The 18419-nt window shown below is 64.5% G+C and carries 17 protein-coding genes and 4 tRNA genes; 4 read left to right on the top strand and 17 right to left on the bottom strand.

The features are described from left to right. Position 1 precedes the first annotated feature (1 nt). From ACP15H_RS10075 to ACP15H_RS10155, 17 genes are all read right to left on the bottom strand, one after another. Positions 2-631, bottom strand: a complete 630-nt coding sequence (locus ACP15H_RS10075) for an NADH-quinone oxidoreductase subunit C (RefSeq protein WP_425066056.1) — start codon at positions 629-631, stop codon at positions 2-4. Continuing rightward, positions 631-1164, bottom strand: coding sequence for a NuoB/complex I 20 kDa subunit family protein (locus tag ACP15H_RS10080; RefSeq protein ID WP_422036071.1), 534 nt, complete (start codon positions 1162-1164; stop codon positions 631-633). Before ACP15H_RS10080 ends, ACP15H_RS10075 begins: the two co-directional genes overlap by 1 nt. After that, entirely contained in the window at positions 1155-1520 is a 366-nt protein-coding gene (locus ACP15H_RS10085; RefSeq protein WP_068198877.1) for an NADH-quinone oxidoreductase subunit A, read from the bottom strand. The genes ACP15H_RS10080 and ACP15H_RS10085 overlap by 10 nt, the downstream gene beginning before the upstream one ends. 45 nt (positions 1521-1565) lie before the next feature. Beyond that, positions 1566-1642 (bottom strand) — tRNA-Asp (locus tag ACP15H_RS10090). Positions 1643-2233: 591 nt separating this feature from the next. Next, positions 2234-2308 (bottom strand) — tRNA-Val (locus tag ACP15H_RS10095). 34 nt (positions 2309-2342) lie between these two features. Next, positions 2343-2615 (bottom strand): HU family DNA-binding protein, encoded by a 273-nt coding sequence (locus ACP15H_RS10100; RefSeq protein ID WP_425066057.1) that lies wholly within the window; start codon positions 2613-2615, stop codon positions 2343-2345. Between the two features lie 148 nt (positions 2616-2763). Further along, a complete protein-coding gene (lon, locus tag ACP15H_RS10105) occupies positions 2764-5163 on the bottom strand; it encodes an endopeptidase La (protein WP_425066058.1) in 2400 nt (799 codons plus the stop codon). 175 nt (positions 5164-5338) lie between these two features. Continuing rightward, positions 5339-6610, bottom strand: coding sequence for an ATP-dependent Clp protease ATP-binding subunit ClpX (gene clpX / locus ACP15H_RS10110; protein WP_425066059.1), 1272 nt, complete (start codon positions 6608-6610; stop codon positions 5339-5341). Positions 6611-6755: 145 nt separating this feature from the next. Beyond that, a complete protein-coding gene (locus tag ACP15H_RS10115) occupies positions 6756-7406 on the bottom strand; it encodes an ATP-dependent Clp protease proteolytic subunit (protein WP_425066060.1) in 651 nt (216 codons plus the stop codon). Between the two features lie 76 nt (positions 7407-7482). Then, a complete protein-coding gene (gene tig, locus ACP15H_RS10120) occupies positions 7483-8829 on the bottom strand; it encodes a trigger factor (RefSeq protein WP_425066061.1) in 1347 nt (448 codons plus the stop codon). Between the two features lie 18 nt (positions 8830-8847). Further along, a tRNA-Leu gene (locus tag ACP15H_RS10125) sits at positions 8848-8932 on the bottom strand. A gap of 88 nt (positions 8933-9020) precedes the next feature. Then, the gene (locus tag ACP15H_RS10130; RefSeq protein WP_425066062.1) at positions 9021-10523 is read right to left on the bottom strand and encodes an NAD(P)H-hydrate dehydratase; all 1503 of its coding nucleotides are present in this window, start codon (positions 10521-10523) and stop codon (positions 9021-9023) included. Between the two features lie 23 nt (positions 10524-10546). Then, a tRNA-His gene (locus ACP15H_RS10135) sits at positions 10547-10623 on the bottom strand. A gap of 55 nt (positions 10624-10678) precedes the next feature. Beyond that, positions 10679-11320, bottom strand: coding sequence for a TetR/AcrR family transcriptional regulator (locus tag ACP15H_RS10140; RefSeq protein ID WP_425066063.1), 642 nt, complete (start codon positions 11318-11320; stop codon positions 10679-10681). Further along, on the bottom strand, positions 11317-11934 hold the full coding sequence (locus ACP15H_RS10145) for a TetR/AcrR family transcriptional regulator (protein ID WP_425066064.1): 618 nt from the start codon (positions 11932-11934) through the stop codon (positions 11317-11319). The genes ACP15H_RS10140 and ACP15H_RS10145 overlap by 4 nt, the downstream gene beginning before the upstream one ends. After that, positions 11931-12680, bottom strand: coding sequence for a TetR/AcrR family transcriptional regulator (locus ACP15H_RS10150; RefSeq protein WP_425066065.1), 750 nt, complete (start codon positions 12678-12680; stop codon positions 11931-11933). The genes ACP15H_RS10145 and ACP15H_RS10150 overlap by 4 nt, the downstream gene beginning before the upstream one ends. A gap of 69 nt (positions 12681-12749) precedes the next feature. Continuing rightward, complete coding sequence (locus ACP15H_RS10155) at positions 12750-13913, bottom strand: aminotransferase (protein ID WP_425066066.1); 1164 nt, start codon at positions 13911-13913, stop codon at positions 12750-12752. A gap of 199 nt (positions 13914-14112) precedes the next feature. Here ACP15H_RS10155 and ACP15H_RS10160 point away from each other — a divergent pair, with 199 nt between their 5' ends. The 4 genes from ACP15H_RS10160 (at position 14113) to ACP15H_RS10175 (ending at position 18066) form a co-directional block, all read left to right on the top strand. Then, positions 14113-14451: a P-II family nitrogen regulator gene (locus tag ACP15H_RS10160; protein ID WP_324504790.1), complete on the top strand. Its 339-nt coding sequence runs from the start codon at positions 14113-14115 to the stop codon at positions 14449-14451. Positions 14452-14507: 56 nt separating this feature from the next. Continuing rightward, positions 14508-15914: a type I glutamate--ammonia ligase gene (gene glnA / locus ACP15H_RS10165; protein ID WP_425066067.1), complete on the top strand. Its 1407-nt coding sequence runs from the start codon at positions 14508-14510 to the stop codon at positions 15912-15914. 62 nt (positions 15915-15976) lie between these two features. Continuing rightward, positions 15977-16876, top strand: a complete 900-nt coding sequence (locus tag ACP15H_RS10170) for a hypothetical protein (protein ID WP_425066068.1) — start codon at positions 15977-15979, stop codon at positions 16874-16876. Continuing rightward, positions 16873-18066 carry a CaiB/BaiF CoA transferase family protein gene (locus ACP15H_RS10175; RefSeq protein WP_425066069.1) on the top strand — a complete coding sequence of 398 codons (1194 nt, stop codon included), beginning with the start codon at positions 16873-16875 and terminating at the stop codon, positions 18064-18066. The genes ACP15H_RS10170 and ACP15H_RS10175 overlap by 4 nt, the downstream gene beginning before the upstream one ends. Positions 18067-18419: the final 353 nt, after the last annotated feature.

Raw genomic sequence — 18419 nt, forward strand, 5'->3', positions numbered from 1 at the left:
GTCAGTTCGCCTTCGCCGGCGCCGCGGCCGCTTCCTGGGCCTTCTCGTCGCCCGGCAGAATCTGGGGCGCGCCCTCCCAGGGGCTCAGGAAGTCGAAGCGCCGGAATTCCTGGGCGAGCTTCACGGGTTCGTAGACCACGCGCTTCTGAACATCGTCCCAGCGCAGCTCGACAAAGCCGGTCAGCGGGAAATCCTTGCGCAGCGGATGCCCCTCGAATCCGTAATCCGTGAGGATACGGCGGAGGTCGGGATGATCCGAGAACCACACGCCGTAAAGATCGTAGGTTTCGCGCTCGAACCAGCCGGCCGAGCTGTAGACGGAGGCGGCCGACGGTACCGGCGATGTCTCGTCGGTCATCAGCTTCACGCGGATGCGCTGGTTGTTCTTCAGGCTGAGCAGATTGTAGACGACATCGAAGCGCTTCTCGCGCTCCGGCCAGTCGACGCCGCAGATGTCGATCAGCTGCTTGAACAGGCACTTCGGATCGTCGCGCAGATACGTGAGAAGCGCGATCACCTTGTCCGGCGTCGTCTCGAGCATGAGCTCGCCGAGGCGAACTTCAGCCTTCGAAACCACACCCGCCTGAGCCTGGACGATATGGGCACCGAGTTCCTTGAGAGCCTCGCTCATCAGCGCACCAGCGTGCCCGTACGACGGACCTTCTTCTGGAGCTGGAGCACGCCGTAGAGCAGCGCCTCGGCGGTCGGCGGACAACCCGGCACGTAGACGTCGACAGGCACGATGCGATCGCAGCCGCGCACGACGGAATAGCTGTAGTGATAGTAGCCGCCGCCGTTGGCGCACGAGCCCATCGAGATCACGTAGCGCGGCTCGGCCATCTGGTCGTAGACCTTGCGCAGCGCCGGAGCCATCTTGTTGGTCAGCGTGCCGGCCACGATCATCACGTCCGCGGCGCGCGGGCTCGGCATCGGCGCGAAGCCGAATCGGTCGAGATCGTAGCGGCTCATCCAGCAGTGGATCATCTCGACGCCGCAGCAGGCCAGACCGAAGGTCAAGCCCCACATCGAACCGGTGCGCGCCCAGGTGACCAGTTTGTCCAGCTGGGCGACGACGAAACCCTTGTCGGCCAGCTCGTCGTTCAGCGCCCGCGACAGCGCCGCTTCGGCCGCCGTGTTGGGCTTGGCCGGAGTGATCACTCCCATTCCAGGGCTCCCTTGCGCCATTCGTAGATGAAGCCGACCGTCAGCACGCCGAGGAAGAGCATCATCGACCAGAACCCGAAGAGGCCGATGTCGCCCAGCGCCACGGCCCATGGAAACAGGAACGCGACCTCGAGATCGAAGATGATGAAAAGAATCGCGACGAGATAGAAGCGAACGTCGAACTGGCCGCGCGCATCGTCGAACGGGGCGAACCCGCATTCGAACGGCGACAGCTTCTCCGAGTTCGGATTCTGGCGGGCGATCAGATACGATCCGCCGAGCATGGCGCAGACCAGCCCGAAGGCTAGTCCCAGGAAGATCAGGATTGGCAGGTATTCCCGCAGAAGAGCTTCCATCGCCACCCCTTGCGCCCAATTGTTATGGGCTGCCAGTGTTTGGGCTGGCGCGAGCGACGGGACTCGAACCCGCGACCTCCGGCGTGACAGGCCGGCATTCTAACCAACTGAACTACGCCCGCTTTCAGCCCCAAACGGCGCGCGGAGAAATATAGGACGGCCTATGGTGTGTCAAGCATACCGCAGCTGCTAAGTCGTCGGTAAGTGCCGGAATTTTCAGAGAATTTCCGCGTGGCGTATGACGCCGCGCAGAATTGCGATCACACGACGGATTTTGCGAGTCGCTCGCATCGATTTCGGCACACGGACCTCACCCGAATCGCAGCAGTCCAGGCAAAGAAAAAACGCCGGCCAGCCTCACTTTCAGGCGCGTCGCCCTGCTCTCCTGCCCCTCTCCCGGTTGAGTACACGAGCAAACCTGCCGGCAAGGTCGGGAGGCTCCCACCTCCCGATGCGGCATCGGGGCGCTGGATCGGCTGGGGACAAAGGCCTCCAGGATCACCGCTGGAAACCATCTGATTCCAACCAGGCACACCCTGCGCTGGCTAAAGCCGACCGCCTGAAGCGGCCTGGGCTGATCCGCCCGAATCGCTTGCGGGCCTGGCTCTCGTCTCGCGCCGGAAGTCTGGCCCCCTCTAGGAGGGTTTGGCCAAAGCAGGCAGTGGCCCGAGGCGCGCCTCGATCGCGTCACGCCGCCGATCGGCCGTGAAAGTTGGTGGGCGATGACGGGATCGAACCGCCGACCAGTCCCGTGTAAAGGGAATGCTCTACCGCTGAGCTAATCGCCCGCCGCCGGTCCTAGCACAGCCGCCAGGGAAAAGCCTAGTTGATCGCGTCTTTCAGAGCCTTGCTGGCCTTGAAGCGCGGCACGATGGCCGCGGGAATCTTGATCTTCTCGCCGGTCTGGGGATTACGCCCCTCGCCCGCCTGCCGCTTCGTCACCTGGAACGTTCCGAACCCGACCAGAAGGACCTTTTCCTTCTTCTTGAGCGACTTGGTGATCACCGTGAGCATCGCATCGATGGCGTTTGCGGCATCCGTCTTGGAAAGGTTGGTCGACGCGGCAACGGCGGCAATCAGATCGTGCTTGTTCACGGGCGAGCCTCTCCATGGTCCGGCAACTCAAGTCTCAGACCAACTATACCATATTTTGTAGCCGCGCCGAAACGGATCGCATGATTTGGGCAGAAACGACGAAGCCCCGGATCAACCGGGGCTTCGCATTCCGTTCCTGAGAGAGGCGTCAGTGCGCCCGGGCGGCCTCGGTCGGCTCGGCCGGCTTGGCGGGCACCGCATCGAGATCGTTCACCCACTCGATGGCGACCAGCGGCTTCACCAGCGCCCGGGCCAGGACCTCGTCCACGGTCGACACCGGCACGATCTCCAGGCCCTTCTTCACGTTGTCGGGGATCTCCGGCAGATCGCGCTCATTCTCCTTGGGAATGAGCACGGTCTTCAGACCGCCCCGCAACGCCGCCAGCAGCTTCTCCTTGAGGCCGCCGATCGGCATGACCCGCCCACGCAGGCTGATCTCGCCGGTCATCGCCACTTCCTTGCGCACCGCGATGCCGGTCAGCGCCGACACGATCGAGGTGACCATGCCCACGCCGGCGGACGGTCCGTCCTTCGGCGTCGCGCCTTCTGGCACGTGGATGTGGATGTCGCGCTTCTCGAAGATGTTCGACTTGATGCCGAACATGTGGGCCCGCGACCGGACGTAGGCGTTGGCGGCCTGCACCGACTCCTGCATCACGTCACCCAGCTTGCCCGTCACGCTCATGCGGCCCCGTCCCGGAACCAGCACGGCCTCGATCTGCAGCAGCTCGCCGCCGACCTCGGTCCAGGCCAGGCCCGTCGTGATGCCGACCAGATCCTCGAGCTCGGCCTCGCCGAAGCGGAAGCGCCGGACGCCGGCATACTTCTCGAGGTTCTTGGGGCCGATCTTCACCTTGGTCGTCCCCTTCATGAGGATTTCCTTGGTGGCCTTGCGGGCCAGGTTGGCGATCTCGCGCTCCAGGTTACGGACGCCCGCCTCGCGCGTGTAGTAGCGCACGAGGTCGCGCACCGCGTCGTCGTGGATCTCGATCTCGCTCTCCTTGAGACCGTTCGCTTCGATCTGCTTGGGGATCAGGTGCTTGCGCGTGATCGCGACCTTCTCGTCCTCGGTGTAACCGGCGAGCCGGATGATCTCCATACGGTCCAGCAGCGGCTGCGCCATGCGCAACGAGTTGGCCGTCGTGATGAACATCACGTCAGACAGGTCGTAGTCGACTTCGAGATAGTGGTCGTTGAACGAGGTGTTCTGCTCGGGGTCGAGCACCTCGAGCAGAGCCGACGACGGATCGCCGCGGAAATCGGCGCCGAGCTTGTCGATCTCATCGAGCAGGAACAGCGGATTCGAGGACTTCGCCTTCTTCATGCTCTGGATGACCTTGCCCGGCAGCGAGCCGATGTAGGTCCGGCGATGGCCGCGAATCTCCGCCTCGTCGCGCACGCCGCCCAGCGACATGCGAACGAAATTGCGGCCCGTGGCCTTGGCGATCGACTTGCCGAGCGAGGTCTTGCCGACGCCGGGAGGACCGACGAGGCACAGGATCGGGCCCTTCATCTTGTCGACGCGCTGCTGGACCGCGAGATATTCGAGGATGCGCTCCTTCACTTTCTCGAGGCCGTGATGATCGGCGTTGAGAATCTCCTCGGCGTACTTCAGGTCCTTGATGATCTTGGTCGACTTGCGCCACGGGATCGACAGCAGCCAGTCGAGGTAGTTGCGCACCACCGTCGCCTCGGCCGACATCGGGCTCATCGTCCGAAGCTTCTTCACTTCGGCGTTGGCCTTCTCCCTCGCCTCCTTGCTGAGGCGGGTCTTCTTGATGCGCTTCTCCAGCTCGGAGACCTCGTCGCGACCGTCCTCGGTCTCGCCAAGCTCCTTCTGGATCGCCTTCATCTGCTCGTTGAGATAGTACTCGCGCTGCGTCTTCTCCATCTGACGCTTCACGCGATTGCGGATCTTCTTCTCGACCTGCAGGACGCCGATCTCGCCCTCCATCAGGCCGAGGATCCGCTCCAGGCGCTTCGACACCGAATCGAGCTCGAGCAGCTGCTGCTTCTCGGCGACCTTGAGCGCCAGATGGGCGGAGATCGTGTCGGCGAGCTTAGCCGGCTCCTCGATCTTGTTGATCGAGACGACGACTTCCGGCGGGACCTTCTTGTTCAGCTTGACGTAGTTCTCGAACTCCGAGACCACGGTGCGGGCAGCCGCCTGCAGTTCCGCGCTGTCGCCGGCGGATTCTTCCATGTCGATGGCGCGCGCTTCGAAGAAGTCGGGGCGATCGTTATAGCCGGTGATCTTCACGCGGCGGCCGCCTTCGACCAGCACCTTGACAGTGTCGTCGGGCAGCTTAAGCAGCTGCAGCACGGTGCCGAGCGTACCGATCGTGTAGATGTCCTCCGGCCCGGGATCGTCCTGGCTGGCATTCTTCTGGGCGATCAGCAGAATCTGCTTGTCGTCCTTCATGACCTCTTCCAGGGCCTTTACGCTCTTCTCACGACCGACGAAGAGCGGGACGATCATGCCGGGAAACACGACGATGTCGCGCAGCGGCAGGACGGGATAGACGGTTCCTTGAATGGGGGCGTTCATGATGCCTCGCAACGTACGCTGTTAGAGCTACCCGTGCCTCGGCCGTGGATCCCTCTCGGGGCAATCCACGGCACGCGAACGCGCGCACTCGCTATCAGAGATTGGCCTGAACAGAGGGTTGTTCAAGCCCCGTCGGGGAGACCGCCGGCGACGGTTACCGCCGACGCAGCAAAACTCAGGCCGGAGCAGCCGCCGCGCCTTCTTTGCGCTCGCCATGCACATAGAGCGGCTGGGCGCGACCCTCGATCACTTCCCGGTTGATCACCACTTCCTCGACCCCGTCGAGCGACGGGAGGTCGTACATGGTGTCGAGCAGGACCGTCTCCATGATGGACCGAAGCCCGCGGGCACCGGTCTTGCGCATGATCGCCTTCTGGGCCACCGCACGCAGGGCATCGTCGGAGAATTTGAGTTTGACGTTCTCCATGTCGAACAGACGCTGATACTGCTTGATCAGCGCGTTCTTGGGCCGGGTCAGAATCTCGATCAGCGCGACCTCATCCAGGTCCTCGAGCGTCGCCACGACCGGCAGGCGGCCGACGAACTCGGGGATCAGGCCGTAGCGCAGCAGATCTTCGGGCTCCAGATCCCGCAGGATCTCGCCCGTCCGGCGATCTTCGGGGCCCCGGACTTCCGCGCCGAAGCCGATCGACGTGCCCTGGCGCCGCATGGCGATGAGCTTGTCGAGTCCCGAGAACGCGCCACCGCAGATGAACAGGATGTTGGTCGTATCGACCTGAAGGAACTCCTGCTGCGGGTGCTTGCGCCCGCCCTGCGGCGGCACGGAGGCCACGGTGCCCTCCATGATCTTCAGCAGAGCCTGCTGGACGCCCTCGCCCGACACGTCGCGGGTGATCGAGGGGTTGTCGGACTTGCGGCTGATCTTGTCGACCTCGTCGATATAGACGATGCCGCGCTGCGCCCGCTCGACGTTGTAGTCGGCGGCCTGCAGCAGCTTCAGGATGATGTTCTCGACGTCCTCGCCGACATAGCCGGCCTCGGTGAGCGTCGTGGCATCGGCCATCGTGAACGGCACGTCCAGCATGCGCGCCAGGGTCTGGGCGAGCAGCGTCTTGCCGCACCCGGTCGGACCGATCAGCATGATGTTGGACTTGGCGATCTCGACTTCGTTCGCCTTGCCGCCGTGGCTCAACCGCTTGTAATGATTATGCACGGCGACGGAAAGGATGCGCTTGGCGCGGTCCTGTCCGATGACATAGTCGTCGAGGATCTGCCGGATCTCCTTGGGAGACGGCACGCCATCCTTCGACTTGACGAGAGTCGTCTTGCTCTCTTCCCTGATGATGTCCATGCAGAGTTCGACGCATTCATCGCAGATGAACACGGTCGGACCGGCAATGAGCTTGCGGACTTCATGCTGGCTCTTGCCGCAGAAGCTGCAATACAGGGTGTTGCGGGAATCACCCCCGGACTTGGCGGCTGGCATGTCTGTAACGCACCTCCGCTTGGGGGGCCCTACGACCTGCGGGCCCGCACACAAGCCTATGTTAAACGTGCCGCCCGGACGGCGACAACATCAAAATATGGTGTGTCGCCGTGCGAACGGGAAACAATTGGTCGCTGCTGCCCCTTTAGGAGGCAGCCGCCTGGATGGTCGTGGGGGTCGGCCGCTTCTCGAGCACGTCGTCGATAAGGCCGAACTCCTTGGCTTCCAGGGGCGCGAAGAACTTGTCGCGCTCCATGGCCTGCTCGATCACCTCGAGCGGCTTGCCGGTATGTTCCACGTACATTTGGTTAAGCCGCGACCGGGTCGCAAGGATCTCCCGGGCATGGATCTCGATATCCGTGGCCTGGCCCTGGGCGCCGCCCGAGGGCTGGTGGATCATGATCCGGGCATTCGGCAGGGCGAAGCGCTTGCCCTTCTCGCCCGCGGTCAGCAGCAGCGAGCCCATCGACGCCGCCTGGCCATAGACCAGGGTCGAGATGTGCGGGCGGATGTACCGCATGGTGTCGTAGATCGCCATGCCGGACGTCACCACGCCACCGGGCGAGTTGATGTAGAACGAGATGTCCTTCGTCGGGTTCTCGGCTTCGAGGTACAGCAGCTGGGCGCACAGCACGCCCGCCACATGGTCCTCGACCGGACCGTTCAGGAAGATGATCCGTTCCTTCAGCAGTCTCGACCAGATGTCGTAGCCGCGTTCGCCGCGCGCCGATTGCTCGACCACCATCGGCACGTAGTAGTTGTTGTGAACTTCCAGCGGATCGCGGTCGCGAATCATCGCGTGGCCCCCTTGAGTGACAGTGCTACGGAAAGTGGCAGCGCCGGTGGCCCTGTTCAAGGGCACCGGCCCTGGATCAATTCGCCGCCGCTTCCGCAGGCTCCTCGTTCTCCGCCTCGCGGGCGGCCTTGAGCAGTTCCTCGGGGGTAACCGACTTCTCCGAAACCTTGGCCAGCTCCAGGATGAAATCGACCGTCTTCTCCTCGAAGATCGGCGCGCGGAGCTGGTCCTTCGCCTCGGCGTTCTTGCTGAAGAACTCGAGGACCTGGCGCTCCTGGCCCTGGTAGCGCATGGCCTCGCGCATCACCGCCTGGTTGAGTTCCTCGGGCGTCACGTCGATGCTGTTGGAGCGACCGATGTCGGCCAGCAAGAGGCCGAGACGCACGCGGCGATCCGCGATCTCGCGGTACTCCTTGCGCATCTTCTCCTCGTCGTCCTCGAGCTTCTCGCCCTTATTCTTGGCTTCCTCGATGCGCTGCCAGATCGCGTTGAACTCGCCTTCGACGAGACCTTCCGGCACCTCGAACTTGTGGGTTTCCGCGAGCTTGTCGAGGAGCTGGCGCTTGATCATGGTGCGCGAGATCTGGTTGTAGTCCTGCCCGATCCGCTCGCCGATCGCCTTGCGCATGGCTTCGAGGTTCTCGAAGTTGCTCTTCTTCGCCAGCTCGTCGTCCGCCGGCTTGTCGACGAACTCGTGGATCTCCTTGATCGTGCACTTGAACACGGCGTCCTTGCCGGCCAGTTCGGGCGCACCGTATTCGGCCGGGAAGGTCACCTTGACGTCGACCGTCTTGCCGACCTCGGCACCCACCAGCTGATCTTCGAAGCCGGGGATGAACGAGCCCGAGCCCAGTTCCAGCGTGTAGTCGCTGGCCGCACCGCCGGGGAACTCGACACCGTCGACCGAGCCCACGAAGTCGAGCTTGATCGCGTCGCCCTTCTGCGCCGGACGCGGCGGATCCACGGGCTTCTGTTCACGATTGGCCTTGGCGATGCGATCGAGCGCCTCGTCGATGTCCTTCTCGGGAACTTCGGCCTTGAGCCGCTCGAGTTCGATGCCCGAGAAGTCGAGCTTGCCGATCTCCGGCAGCACTTCGACGACGACTTCGAATTCGACGTCCTTGCCCTCTTCGAGCTGCTTCAGGTCGACGCGCGGCTGCAGCGCGGGCTTCAGGCCACGATCCTCGATCGCCTTCGCCGTGCTGGTATTGACGGCGGCCTCGACGGCTTCGCCGAACAACGCCTGGCCATACTGCTTCTTCAGCAGGCTGACCGGCACCTTGCCGGGACGGAAGCCCGGCAGGGCCGCAGTCTTCGCCATTTCGGCCAGGCGCTCGTCGATCTTCGCCGACAGGTCGCTCGCGGGGACGACGATCTTGAACTGGTGCTTCAGGCCTTCAGCCGAGAGTTCCGTAACTTGCATTGTCTCACTTCCATTTCCTGGTGCGGGCGGAGGGACTTGAACCCCCACGCCTTGCGGCACGAGAACCTAAATCTCGCGTGTCTACCAATTCCACCACGCCCGCCCGAAGCCTGCCCAAAACACATCCTGAGCCATCGGGGCGTGCCGCGAAGGCCGAATCGCGCGCCTCTTAGCCCGACCCCGATGAGCGGTCAATTGAAGGACGACAGCGACCGAAGTACGTGAGGCAAAAGAGCGGGCAAATCCTCCGCGATCAGCCCGTGACGACCGAATTGCAGCGCACACTCGCCATGCAGCCATGCCGCGGCCGAGGCTGCCGCGAACGGCGTGAGGCCCTGGGCCAGCAGGCCGCCGCTCAATCCGGCCAGAACGTCGCCCGACCCGGCCGTGGCAAGAGCCGGCGAGGCATGGACGTTGATGACCGCGCGGCCGTCCGGTTCGGCGATCACCGTGTCCGGTCCCTTCAGCAGGACGGTCGCCCCGCTTCGCGCCGCCGCCCGCCTCACCCGCTCCAGCTTGCCTTGCGTCGCGGCCAGGTCGGGGAAGAGCCGCCGGAACTCTCCCTCATGCGGCGTGAGCAATGTGGGTCCTGCGATGCGCCCGAAGAGACGTTCGGGATCGGAGGAGAAGACGGTGATGGCATCGGCATCCAGGACCACGTGACGCCGCGCGTCCAGGGCCGCGAGAACCGCGTCCTTCGTTCGATCGAGCACACCCGATCCCGGACCGATCAGGACGGCATTGCGCCGCTCGTCTTGCAGCAGGTGGGCGAACATCGGACCGTCGTCGGCCTCGGCCACGAGATTGCCGGGCTCGGCCGCCTGATACGCCGCCATGGTCGACCGAAATCCCGCGATCGTCACCAGTCCGGCCCCGACACGGCGGCCGGCCAGCGCCGCCAGGCGCGCCGCGCCCGTAGCATGAGGCCCAGCGAGGATGGTGAGATGCCCGCGCGCATACTTGTGGTCGGCAATGTCGTCCCGGCACAACAGATGCGCCCACAGGGCCGGCGCATTCAGCCAGGCCCGGGGTCCGATCGACGCCAGCGCGGCCGCCGGAATACCGATATCGACGATGCGGAGGCGGCCGCAGCGCCGCAGACCCTCCACGGAATAGTGACCGGGCTTGGCGCGAAAAAAAGAAACGGTGGTTTCCGCCTGAAAGGCCCGGCCCAGGATTTCGCCGGTGTCGCCGTGGAGACCGCTCGGCACGTCGACCGCGACGACCGCAAGCTTCCGCTCGTTCACGAGATCGATGGCGGCGGCAATCTCGCCATCGACGCGGCGGCTCAAGCCGGCGCCGAAGATCGCGTCGATCACCAGCGGCGTGCCGTCGGCCAGCGCCGGCGACCAGCGCTCGATGGGCCCCGTCCACGTCCCGGCAGCCCACGCCGCATCGCCTTTGAGCGCCTCGACACGTCCGAAGAGCACGACACGTACCGGCCAGCCCGCCGATTGCAGGTGCCGGGCGGCGACGAAGCCGTCGCCGCCATTGTTGCCCGGCCCGCACAGAACGAGGACGTCCCGGCGCGGATGGCGTTCCATCGCCGCGAAGGCCACCGCCCTTCCGGCGGCCTCCATCAGAGTCGGGCCCGAAACGCCGGCGGCGATGGCAAAGGCGTCTGCTCTCGCCATTTGCGCACAGCCAAGGAGCGCGAGAGCGTCGCTGGGAATGAGATCTTGCATGTCGGGCATCTGGGGCATTCTACGGGGGCGATTGGGGCGGCCGACCGGATTTGAACCGGCGACATCCAGAATCACAATCTGGCGCTCTAACCAACTGAGCTACGGCCGCCATCGCGGATCGCTCCCGAGGAAGCGCGCCTTCCTACGCTTCGGCGGCCGGAGCGTCAACAATCAGCAGGGGTTGCAGGCAACAGTCGATCCAGTGCCCGCAGCCAGACGGCGCAAGCCTCTTCGAACGACAGTTCGAACTGCCCGCGCAGGCGCGCCCAGCTCTCGAAATCCACAAGCGACTCGATGGCCAGGACCGTCTGGCGCCGCGCGCGCGCATCCAGCGTGGAAAGTTCCGGCGCATAGACCTCGTCGATGCGGCGCATCACCATCTCGCGGATCAGCCGCACACGCGCCTTCAGTTCCGGCGAATCGCCCTGATTCGCGTTGAGGGCCCGCCAGAGGGGCAACCATTCCTCGCAGCTGCGACCACGCATTTCGACATGGACCTTCAGCCGCTCGCCGCGCGTCCCGACCGCCGGGCGGGCTGCCACCGTCGCGGCCCCCCTCAGCAGCGCCTCGTCGGTTGCAGCGACGCGCAGCGCGTGGAGGTCCGGAAAGCGTTCGAAGACGGATCTTACCGAGTAGCCGGCGCGATGGGCGATCGAAGCGGCTGTTGGAATTTGCGGCCGTTCACGAAGCAGTGCCAGGTAGGCGTCGATGATCAACTGCCGTGTCCGCGCACTGCGCAGCCGGCGGCCATCCATGGGTTCGGGCTTGTCCAGCGGCGTGGGCTCCCCTCCACCCGCGGCGGTCACGCAGCCTCGCTGGAACTCTTGGGCAGTAGCCGATCGATCGTCTGCATCCACACGTGGCAGGCGTCGTCGAAGGACAGGCTGAAGAACTCACGCATGCGTTCCCAGCTTTCCACGTCGACCAGCGCCTCAAGCAAGATCAGCGTCCGAAGTCGTTCCTCTGGCTGCATCATGGCGAACTCCGGCGCGAACATCAGTTCCATGCGATCTCTTACGAGTTCGCGCGCCAAGCGGATGCGTGCCCCCAACTCCGGCGAGTCCCCCTGGTTGACGACCAGGGACCGCCACAACCGTGCCCACCGTTCACAGGTCTGGCCGCGCGTGCGGACGTACGCCTCGATCCTGCTCCCGCGGTCACCGTCGGCACCTCGCGGCGGCGCCAGCGCGGCGATCTGCGCAAAGCAGTAGTCGACGGCCGCGACCTGGAGGGCGCGGATATCGGGGAAGCGCTCGAAGATCGACCGCACCGAATAGCCAGCCTTTCCCGCAATCTCGGCGGCCGTCGGTACACGCGGCGACAGCTCCTGAGCGAGCGCGAGGTAGGCCTCGATGATCAGCTGCTTGGTCCGCTCGCTGCGCAGGCGGCGGCCGTCGAGCTTGGTGGGGGGCGGGCTCATGGAACCGGCGCATCCGCCGGCGGCGGCGGCAGAATCCGGTCGACCGCCGAAATCCACACCGCGCACCCTTCGGCGAACGACAGGCCATGAACATCGCGAAGCCGCGCCCAACTCTCGATGTCGGTGATCGCCTCGAGGGCAATCAGGACAGCTCGCCGCTCGGTCGCCGGGAGTACCGACAGTTCCGGCCGATACATCAGTTCCATGCGTTCGATCGTGCGATCGCGCGCCACCTTGATGCGGATCTTCAGTTCATCGTTCTCGTCGATGTTGAACACCAGCGACCGCCACAAGGAAACCCCGCGTTCGCAGGTCCCTGCCCGGGTCTCGACATGAGACTTGATTCGCGTCGCCCGGTCGCCGTCGACGTCGCGTGCCGGCGCCAGCGCTGCGGCATGCGCGAGCGCGTAGTCCGCCGCCGCCACGCGCAACGTATGGAGGTCCGGGAAACGCTCGAAGATGGAGCGAACCGAATAACCGGCACGAGCCGCGATCTCGGCCGCCGTCGGCAGCGGAGTCTGCGGGTTTTCCCGAATGATGGCCAGGTAGGCTTCGACGATGAGCTGCTTCGTTCGCTCGCTGCGAAGTCGACGCCCATCTACCCTGATGTTCTTCGAGGCAGCCGGGAGGCGCGAGGAAGGGTCGATCCAGCTCATTCCGAGAGCGAACTCGCCGCCGAGTTCCAGGCCGCGACGATGCGGCTCAAGGAGCAAATCAAAAGCACTCTCAACGCGAACCTCCACCACGCGGGTGGTCCTTCCCAGAATCGGGCGACAATTGCATCCTAATGTCCGTTTACTGCAAATACTAGGAGATTAGCGCCGAAAATGTCTCGCCAGGCGATCCACGGCGCTGTCCAGCGTACTATCATGCTTGCAGAAGCAGAATCGCGCGAAATGTTGGGGTGCCGCTTCGGACTGGTAGAATGCGCTGACCGGGACGGCCGTCACGCCGGCCTCGACGGTGATGTGGCGGCAGAACGCCTCGTCGGTACCGTTGAATCCGAGCGGTCTGAAGTCCGTCGTGACGAAATACGTCCCGTGCGACGGCAGCACGTCGAAGCCGATCGTCGCCAGCGCACCGGCGAGGCGGTCGCGCTTGCGCTGCATGTCGGCGGCAAGTGACGAAAAGTAGCGATCGTCCAGACGCAATCCCGTTGCGGCCCCCCATTGCAGGTTGGGCGGCGTCGTGAACGTCATGAACTGGTGGGTCCTCGCGATCGCCTTCATCAGTTCGGGCGCCGCGGTGATGTAGCCCACCTTCCATCCGGTCAGGCTGAAACTCTTGCCGGCGGAGCCGATGCGGACCGTGCGGTCCCGCATCCCGGGCAAGGTCATCAGCGAGACGTGCCGGAGATCGTCGAAAATGATGTGCTCATAGACTTCGTCGCAGACGGCGTAGACATCGTGCTTGAGGCAAAGCTCGGCGATGAAGGCCAGTTCGTCCCGGTCGAAGACCTTCGAGCAGGGGTTCATCGGCGTGTTGAACAGAATGAGCTTGGTTTTCGGGCCAAATGCCGCCGCCAGCTCTTCCCTGGGGAGACGCCAGGTCGGCGGCTCGAGCCGCACCAGTTTCGGCACGCCCCCCGCCCGCCGCACGATGGGCAGATAGGAATCGTAGAGAGGCTCGATCAGCACGACTTCGTCGCCCGGCTCGATCAGGCCGAACAGGCAGTCGGCCAGCGCTTCGGTCGCGCCGGAGGTGACGAGCACCTCGCTCTGCCAGTCGATGTCGAGACCCTGGAAGCGCCTGGCGTGCTCGGCGACGGCCTGGCGCAGCTCCGGAATCCCCATCATCGGGGGATATTGGTTGTGACCGTTCAGCAGATAGTCCGCTGCCGCCGCCCTCACCTCGTCCGGCCCCTTGTCGTCGGGAAAGCCCTGCCCGAGATTTACGGATTGGTGCTGCCGAGCGAGCGCCGACATGACCTCGAAGACTGTCGTGCCGAGCCCGGCCATCGTGGAGTTTGCGGATTTCATGCGAACGTCTCTCGGTGTCTAATTTTTACTCTGTATTTTGATTGTATTTTGATCATTCCGCCCTCAAAACAGACAGACTGAAGCCGGATTTCCCGCAGAGTCCTGTGGAAAATTATGGCATGAAGTGTGCTTCCCTATCCTCATACGGGCTCTTCTGATCGGAGGGCCCGGTGCCTGCGTGCGGAGTGTCTCAAGCCAAATGAAGAAGATCGAAGCGATCATCAAGCCCTTCAAGCTGGACGAGGTAAAGGACGCCCTCAACCAGATCGGCCTGAAAGGCATCACGGTTCTCGAGGCCAAGGGCTTCGGCCGGCAGAAAGGCCATACCGAGCTTTATCGTGGCGCAGAGTACGTCGTCGACTTCCTGCCGAAAGTGAAGCTCGAACTCATCATCGAGGACGAGATGGTGGAAAAGGCGGTCGAGGCGATCCGCGCCTCCGCGCATACCGGTCGCATCGGCGACGGCAAGATCTTCGTGTCGAGCATCGACGACGCGATTCGAATTCGTACTGGTGAGCGTGGTGACGCCGCCGTATGAGGACCCGGCCTTTCGGGGGCTGAAGAAGTAAACCACAAGTAGAGGGACGATCGACTATGGATGCCAAACAGGTTCTCGCGCTGATCAAGGAAAAGGACGTCAAGTTCGTTGACTTCCGCTTCACCGATCCTCGCGGCAAGTGGCAGCACACGGCCCGCATGGCGTCCGCCACCGACGAAGGCACCTTCGAGGACGGCGTGATGTTCGACGGCTCCTCGATCGCCGGCTGGAAGGCGATCAACGAGTCCGACATGATCCTGATGCCGGATCCCGCCTCCGCCGTGCTCGATCCCTTCACCGCGCAGACCACGCTGATCATCAACTGCGACGTCGTCGAGCCCTCGACCGGCCAGCTCTATGCCCGCTGCCCGCGCTCGACCGCCAAGCGCGCCGAAGCCTTCATGAAGTCGTCCGGCATCGGCGACACCGCCGTGTTCGGTCCCGAGCTCGAATTCTTCGTGTTCGACGACGTGCGCTACGACGTGCAGATGCAGGGCAGCTTCTACAGCATCTCCTCCAACGAATCGCCGTGGAACACCGGCATCGCGGTCGAGGGCGGCAACCTCGCCCATCGTCCCGGCGTCAAGGGCGGCTACTTCCCCGTCCAGCCGGTCGACACGCACAACGACCTGCGCGCCGAGATGATGTCGGTCTGTACCGACATGGGCCTGGTCATGGAAATCCACCACCACGAGGTGGCTCCGGCGCAGAACGAACTCGGCTTCAAGTTCGACACGCTCGTGAAGACCGCCGACAACGTGCAGAAGTACAAGTACTCGCTGCATAACGTCGCCCACAGCTACGGCAAGTCGCTGACCTTCATGCCGAAGCCGCTCTATGGCGACAACGGCTCGGGCATGCACACCCACCAGTCGATCTGGAAGGACGGCAAGCCGCTGTTCGCCGGTTCGGGCTATGCCGACCTGTCGGAGACGGCGCTCTATTACATCGGCGGCATCATCAAGCACGCCAAGGCGCTGAACGCCTTCACCAACGCCAGCACCAACTCCTACAAGCGCGTCATCCCGGGCTTCGAGGCGCCGGTGCTGCTGGCCTACTCCTCGCGCAACCGCTCGGCCTCGTGCCGCATCCCCTACGCGTCCTCGCCCAAGGGCAAGCGCGTCGAGGTCCGCTTCCCCGATCCGTCGGCCAACCCGTACCTCGCCTTCGCGGCGATGCTGATGGCCGGCCTCGACGGCATCAAGAACAAGATCCATCCGGGCGACCCGATGGACAAGAACCTGTACGACCTGCCGCCGGAAGAGCTCTCCAAGGTTCCGACCGTCGCCGGCTCGCTGCGCGAGGCCCTCAACGCCCTCGACGCAGACCGCTCGTTCCTCACCCAGGGCGGCGTGTTCACCGACGACCAGATCGACGCCTACATGGAGCTCAAGTGGGAAGAGGTCTACAACTGGGAACACCAGCCGGCCCCGATCGAGTACAAGATGTACTACTCGATCTGATCGTCTCCGATCTTTCGGATCATGGAAGGGCCCGCTGTCGCGGGCCCTTCTTTTGTTGGAGGATGCGCGTCGCAAACCTTCGAGGGAAGATCGAGATGGGCTGGATGGACGAAGCGATGGAGACCCTGCGCCCCTGGATCGGGCGCGTGCGCACGGTCGAGGACGATATCGGCATGATGGCCGTCCGCCGCGTCGCCGCGACCTTCGACGTCGATCCCGATTCGATCAAGCGCGGCCAGGAGCTGCCGCCGCACTGGTTCACGGTGTTTTTTGCCGAGACCGTCCGCCAGGGCGAGCTGGGTCCCGACGGCCATCCCAACAAGGGCATCGTCCTGCCGCCGATTCCGATGCCGCGCCGCATGGGCGCCGGCCGCCGGGTCGAGATCATGGGCCGCCTGAAGGCCGGCGAGCCCGCGCTGAAGAAGGCCGAGGTGGCGAACATCGTCCCCAAGACCGGGCGCTCGGGCGACATCTTCGTGCTGACGATGCGCCACACGATCGAACAGGGCGGCCGGACCATCGCCTCCGACACGTTCGACGCGATCTACCGCCCCGCCGTGCCGCCGGGCCAGAAGACCACCGCCACGGTGGCGACTCCGGCGCGGACCGACCAGTCCTGGACCGAGACGACGTCCCTCACCAACACGCTCAATTTCCGCTATGGCGGCATCACCTGGAACGCCCACCGCATCCACTATGACGGCGACTACACGCGCAGCGAGGAAGGCTATCCGGCCATCGTCTCCAACGGCGGTCTGTCCATGCACCTGATGGTCGATGCCGCACTGAAGCACGCCAGGGGCGAGCTGAAGGGCTACAGCGCCCGCCTCGTCCATCCGCTCTGGGTCGGCGACCTGATCGAGGTCCGCGGCGAGGAACAGAAAGATGGCAAACTGAAACTGTGGGCGGCCGACAAGAACGGCGTGCTGTGCGGCGAGATGGACCTGGAGTTCGCGGCGTGAGCGGTGGTCCGCTCTCCGGCGTGAAGGTGGTCGACCTGACGACGGTGGTCGTCGGGCCGATCTGCACGCGCACGCTGGCCGACTACGGCGCCGAGGTCATCAAGGTCGAGGCGCCGGGCGGCGATCTTTTACGCACCATGGCGCAGGGCAGCCGCAATCCCGGCATGTCGGGCAAGTTCATCAACTTCAACCGCAACAAGCGGTCGATCGTGCTCGACATCAAGAAGCCGGACGGGCTTGCGGCACTCCATCGCCTCATCGAGAAGGCCGACGTGTTCGTGAGCAATGTAAGGCCCGAGGCCCTCACCCGCGCCGGGCTCGACCATGCAAGCCTCGCCAAGAAGAACCCGAAGCTGATCCACTGCTCGATCCTGGCCTTCGGCCGCGGCGGCCGTTACTACAACCGCCCCGCCTACGACCCCATCGTGCAGAGCCTGTCCGGCGTCGCCGGTACGCTGGAGCGCGCGACCGGCGAACCGCGCTTCGTGCCGATGGTGATGAGCGATCACACGACCGGCCTGATCGCCGCCCAGTGCATCGGCTTCGCGCTCTATCGCCGCGAGAAGACCGGCGTCGGCGAGGCGATCGACGTGCCCATGCTCGAGAACATGGCCTCGTTCGTGTCGAGCGAGCATCTGGGTGCGGCGACCTTCGATCCGCCGATCGGTCCCAGCGGCGACGGCCGGCTGCTCAGCCCGGATTATCGTCCCTTGCCCACCAAGGACAGCTACATCACCGTTGGGCCCAACACCAACCAGCAGGCCTTCGCCTTCTTCGACGCCATCGGCCGCCCCGAGCTGAAGACCGACCCGCGCTTCGACAGCGCTTTTGCCCGAACCAACAACGCTGCCGCCTATTTCGAGGTCCGCAAGGCCGGCCTGGCGCAAAAGACCACGGCGGAATGGCTGGAAATCTTCGACAGACTCGACGTGCCGGCCGCGCGCTACAACACGATCGACGACCTGCTCACCGACCCGCATTTGAGCGATGTCGGCTTCTTCCAGCCCGAGGACCATCCCAGCGAGGGCCGTATCCGCCGCTCCCGCCGCGCCAACAAGTTCTCGGGCGGCGAACGTCCGGTCGAGACGCACGCCCCGAAACTCGGCGAGCATACCGCCGAAATTCTCGCCGAGGCCGGGTATGGCCAGGCCGAAATCGAGGAGATGCGGACGTCGGGCGCGGCGCGCTAACCGCTCCTTCGGCGCACCCCGCCGGCCCCGACAAACCTGTCATCCCGAGCGCAGCGCAGGACCTTTCCGCTTGCCCGAAACGATGCACCGGCTTGCGTGCCTCGCCGGCGTGGTCAGGCCGCGTAAACGCAATAAACGAAATAACCGAAACAAACGAAATGAACCCGCCCCCCGGGACAATGCGGTACTTAAATACCGCGGAAGCCGGGTCTGGACGGGCCTGGATGACCTCGCCGGCGACGGGCGGCATCGCCAGGCGAGGACCAGGCCAGGGCGCACGGCGGGTTGAAGTTACGGGGCGGCCTGTTCATCACTTCGGCCTGTCGCTCTCGTTCAGGATGCCGTTCGGCCCT

Origin of the sequence: Reyranella sp. (genome assembly GCF_965249915.1) — a bacterium.
In the GTDB taxonomy this organism is placed as follows: Bacteria; Pseudomonadota; Alphaproteobacteria; order Reyranellales; family Reyranellaceae; genus Reyranella.

What these genes read in the sequence shown, in the direction of transcription:
- lon (WP_425066058.1), bottom strand. Translation starts at nt 5,163, where the DNA reads ATGAACGCCCCCATTCAAGGAACCGTCTATCCCGTCCTGCCGCTGCGC.
- ACP15H_RS10155 (WP_425066066.1), bottom strand. Translation starts at nt 13,913, where the DNA reads ATGAAATCCGCAAACTCCACGATGGCCGGGCTCGGCACGACAGTCTTC.
- ACP15H_RS10145 (WP_425066064.1), bottom strand. Translation starts at nt 11,934, where the DNA reads ATGAGCCCGCCCCCCACCAAGCTCGACGGCCGCCGCCTGCGCAGCGAG.
- ACP15H_RS10115 (WP_425066060.1), bottom strand. Translation starts at nt 7,406, where the DNA reads ATGATTCGCGACCGCGATCCGCTGGAAGTTCACAACAACTACTACGTG.
- clpX (WP_425066059.1), bottom strand. Translation starts at nt 6,610, where the DNA reads ATGCCAGCCGCCAAGTCCGGGGGTGATTCCCGCAACACCCTGTATTGC.
- ACP15H_RS10085 (WP_068198877.1), bottom strand. Translation starts at nt 1,520, where the DNA reads ATGGAAGCTCTTCTGCGGGAATACCTGCCAATCCTGATCTTCCTGGGA.
- ACP15H_RS10130 (WP_425066062.1), bottom strand. Translation starts at nt 10,523, where the DNA reads ATGCCCGACATGCAAGATCTCATTCCCAGCGACGCTCTCGCGCTCCTT.
- ACP15H_RS10075 (WP_425066056.1), bottom strand. Translation starts at nt 631, where the DNA reads ATGAGCGAGGCTCTCAAGGAACTCGGTGCCCATATCGTCCAGGCTCAG.
- glnA (WP_425066067.1), top strand. Translation starts at nt 14,508, where the DNA reads ATGGATGCCAAACAGGTTCTCGCGCTGATCAAGGAAAAGGACGTCAAG.
- ACP15H_RS10160 (WP_324504790.1), top strand. Translation starts at nt 14,113, where the DNA reads ATGAAGAAGATCGAAGCGATCATCAAGCCCTTCAAGCTGGACGAGGTA.
- tig (WP_425066061.1), bottom strand. Translation starts at nt 8,829, where the DNA reads ATGCAAGTTACGGAACTCTCGGCTGAAGGCCTGAAGCACCAGTTCAAG.
- ACP15H_RS10080 (WP_422036071.1), bottom strand. Translation starts at nt 1,164, where the DNA reads ATGGGAGTGATCACTCCGGCCAAGCCCAACACGGCGGCCGAAGCGGCG.
- ACP15H_RS10170 (WP_425066068.1), top strand. Translation starts at nt 15,977, where the DNA reads ATGCGCGTCGCAAACCTTCGAGGGAAGATCGAGATGGGCTGGATGGAC.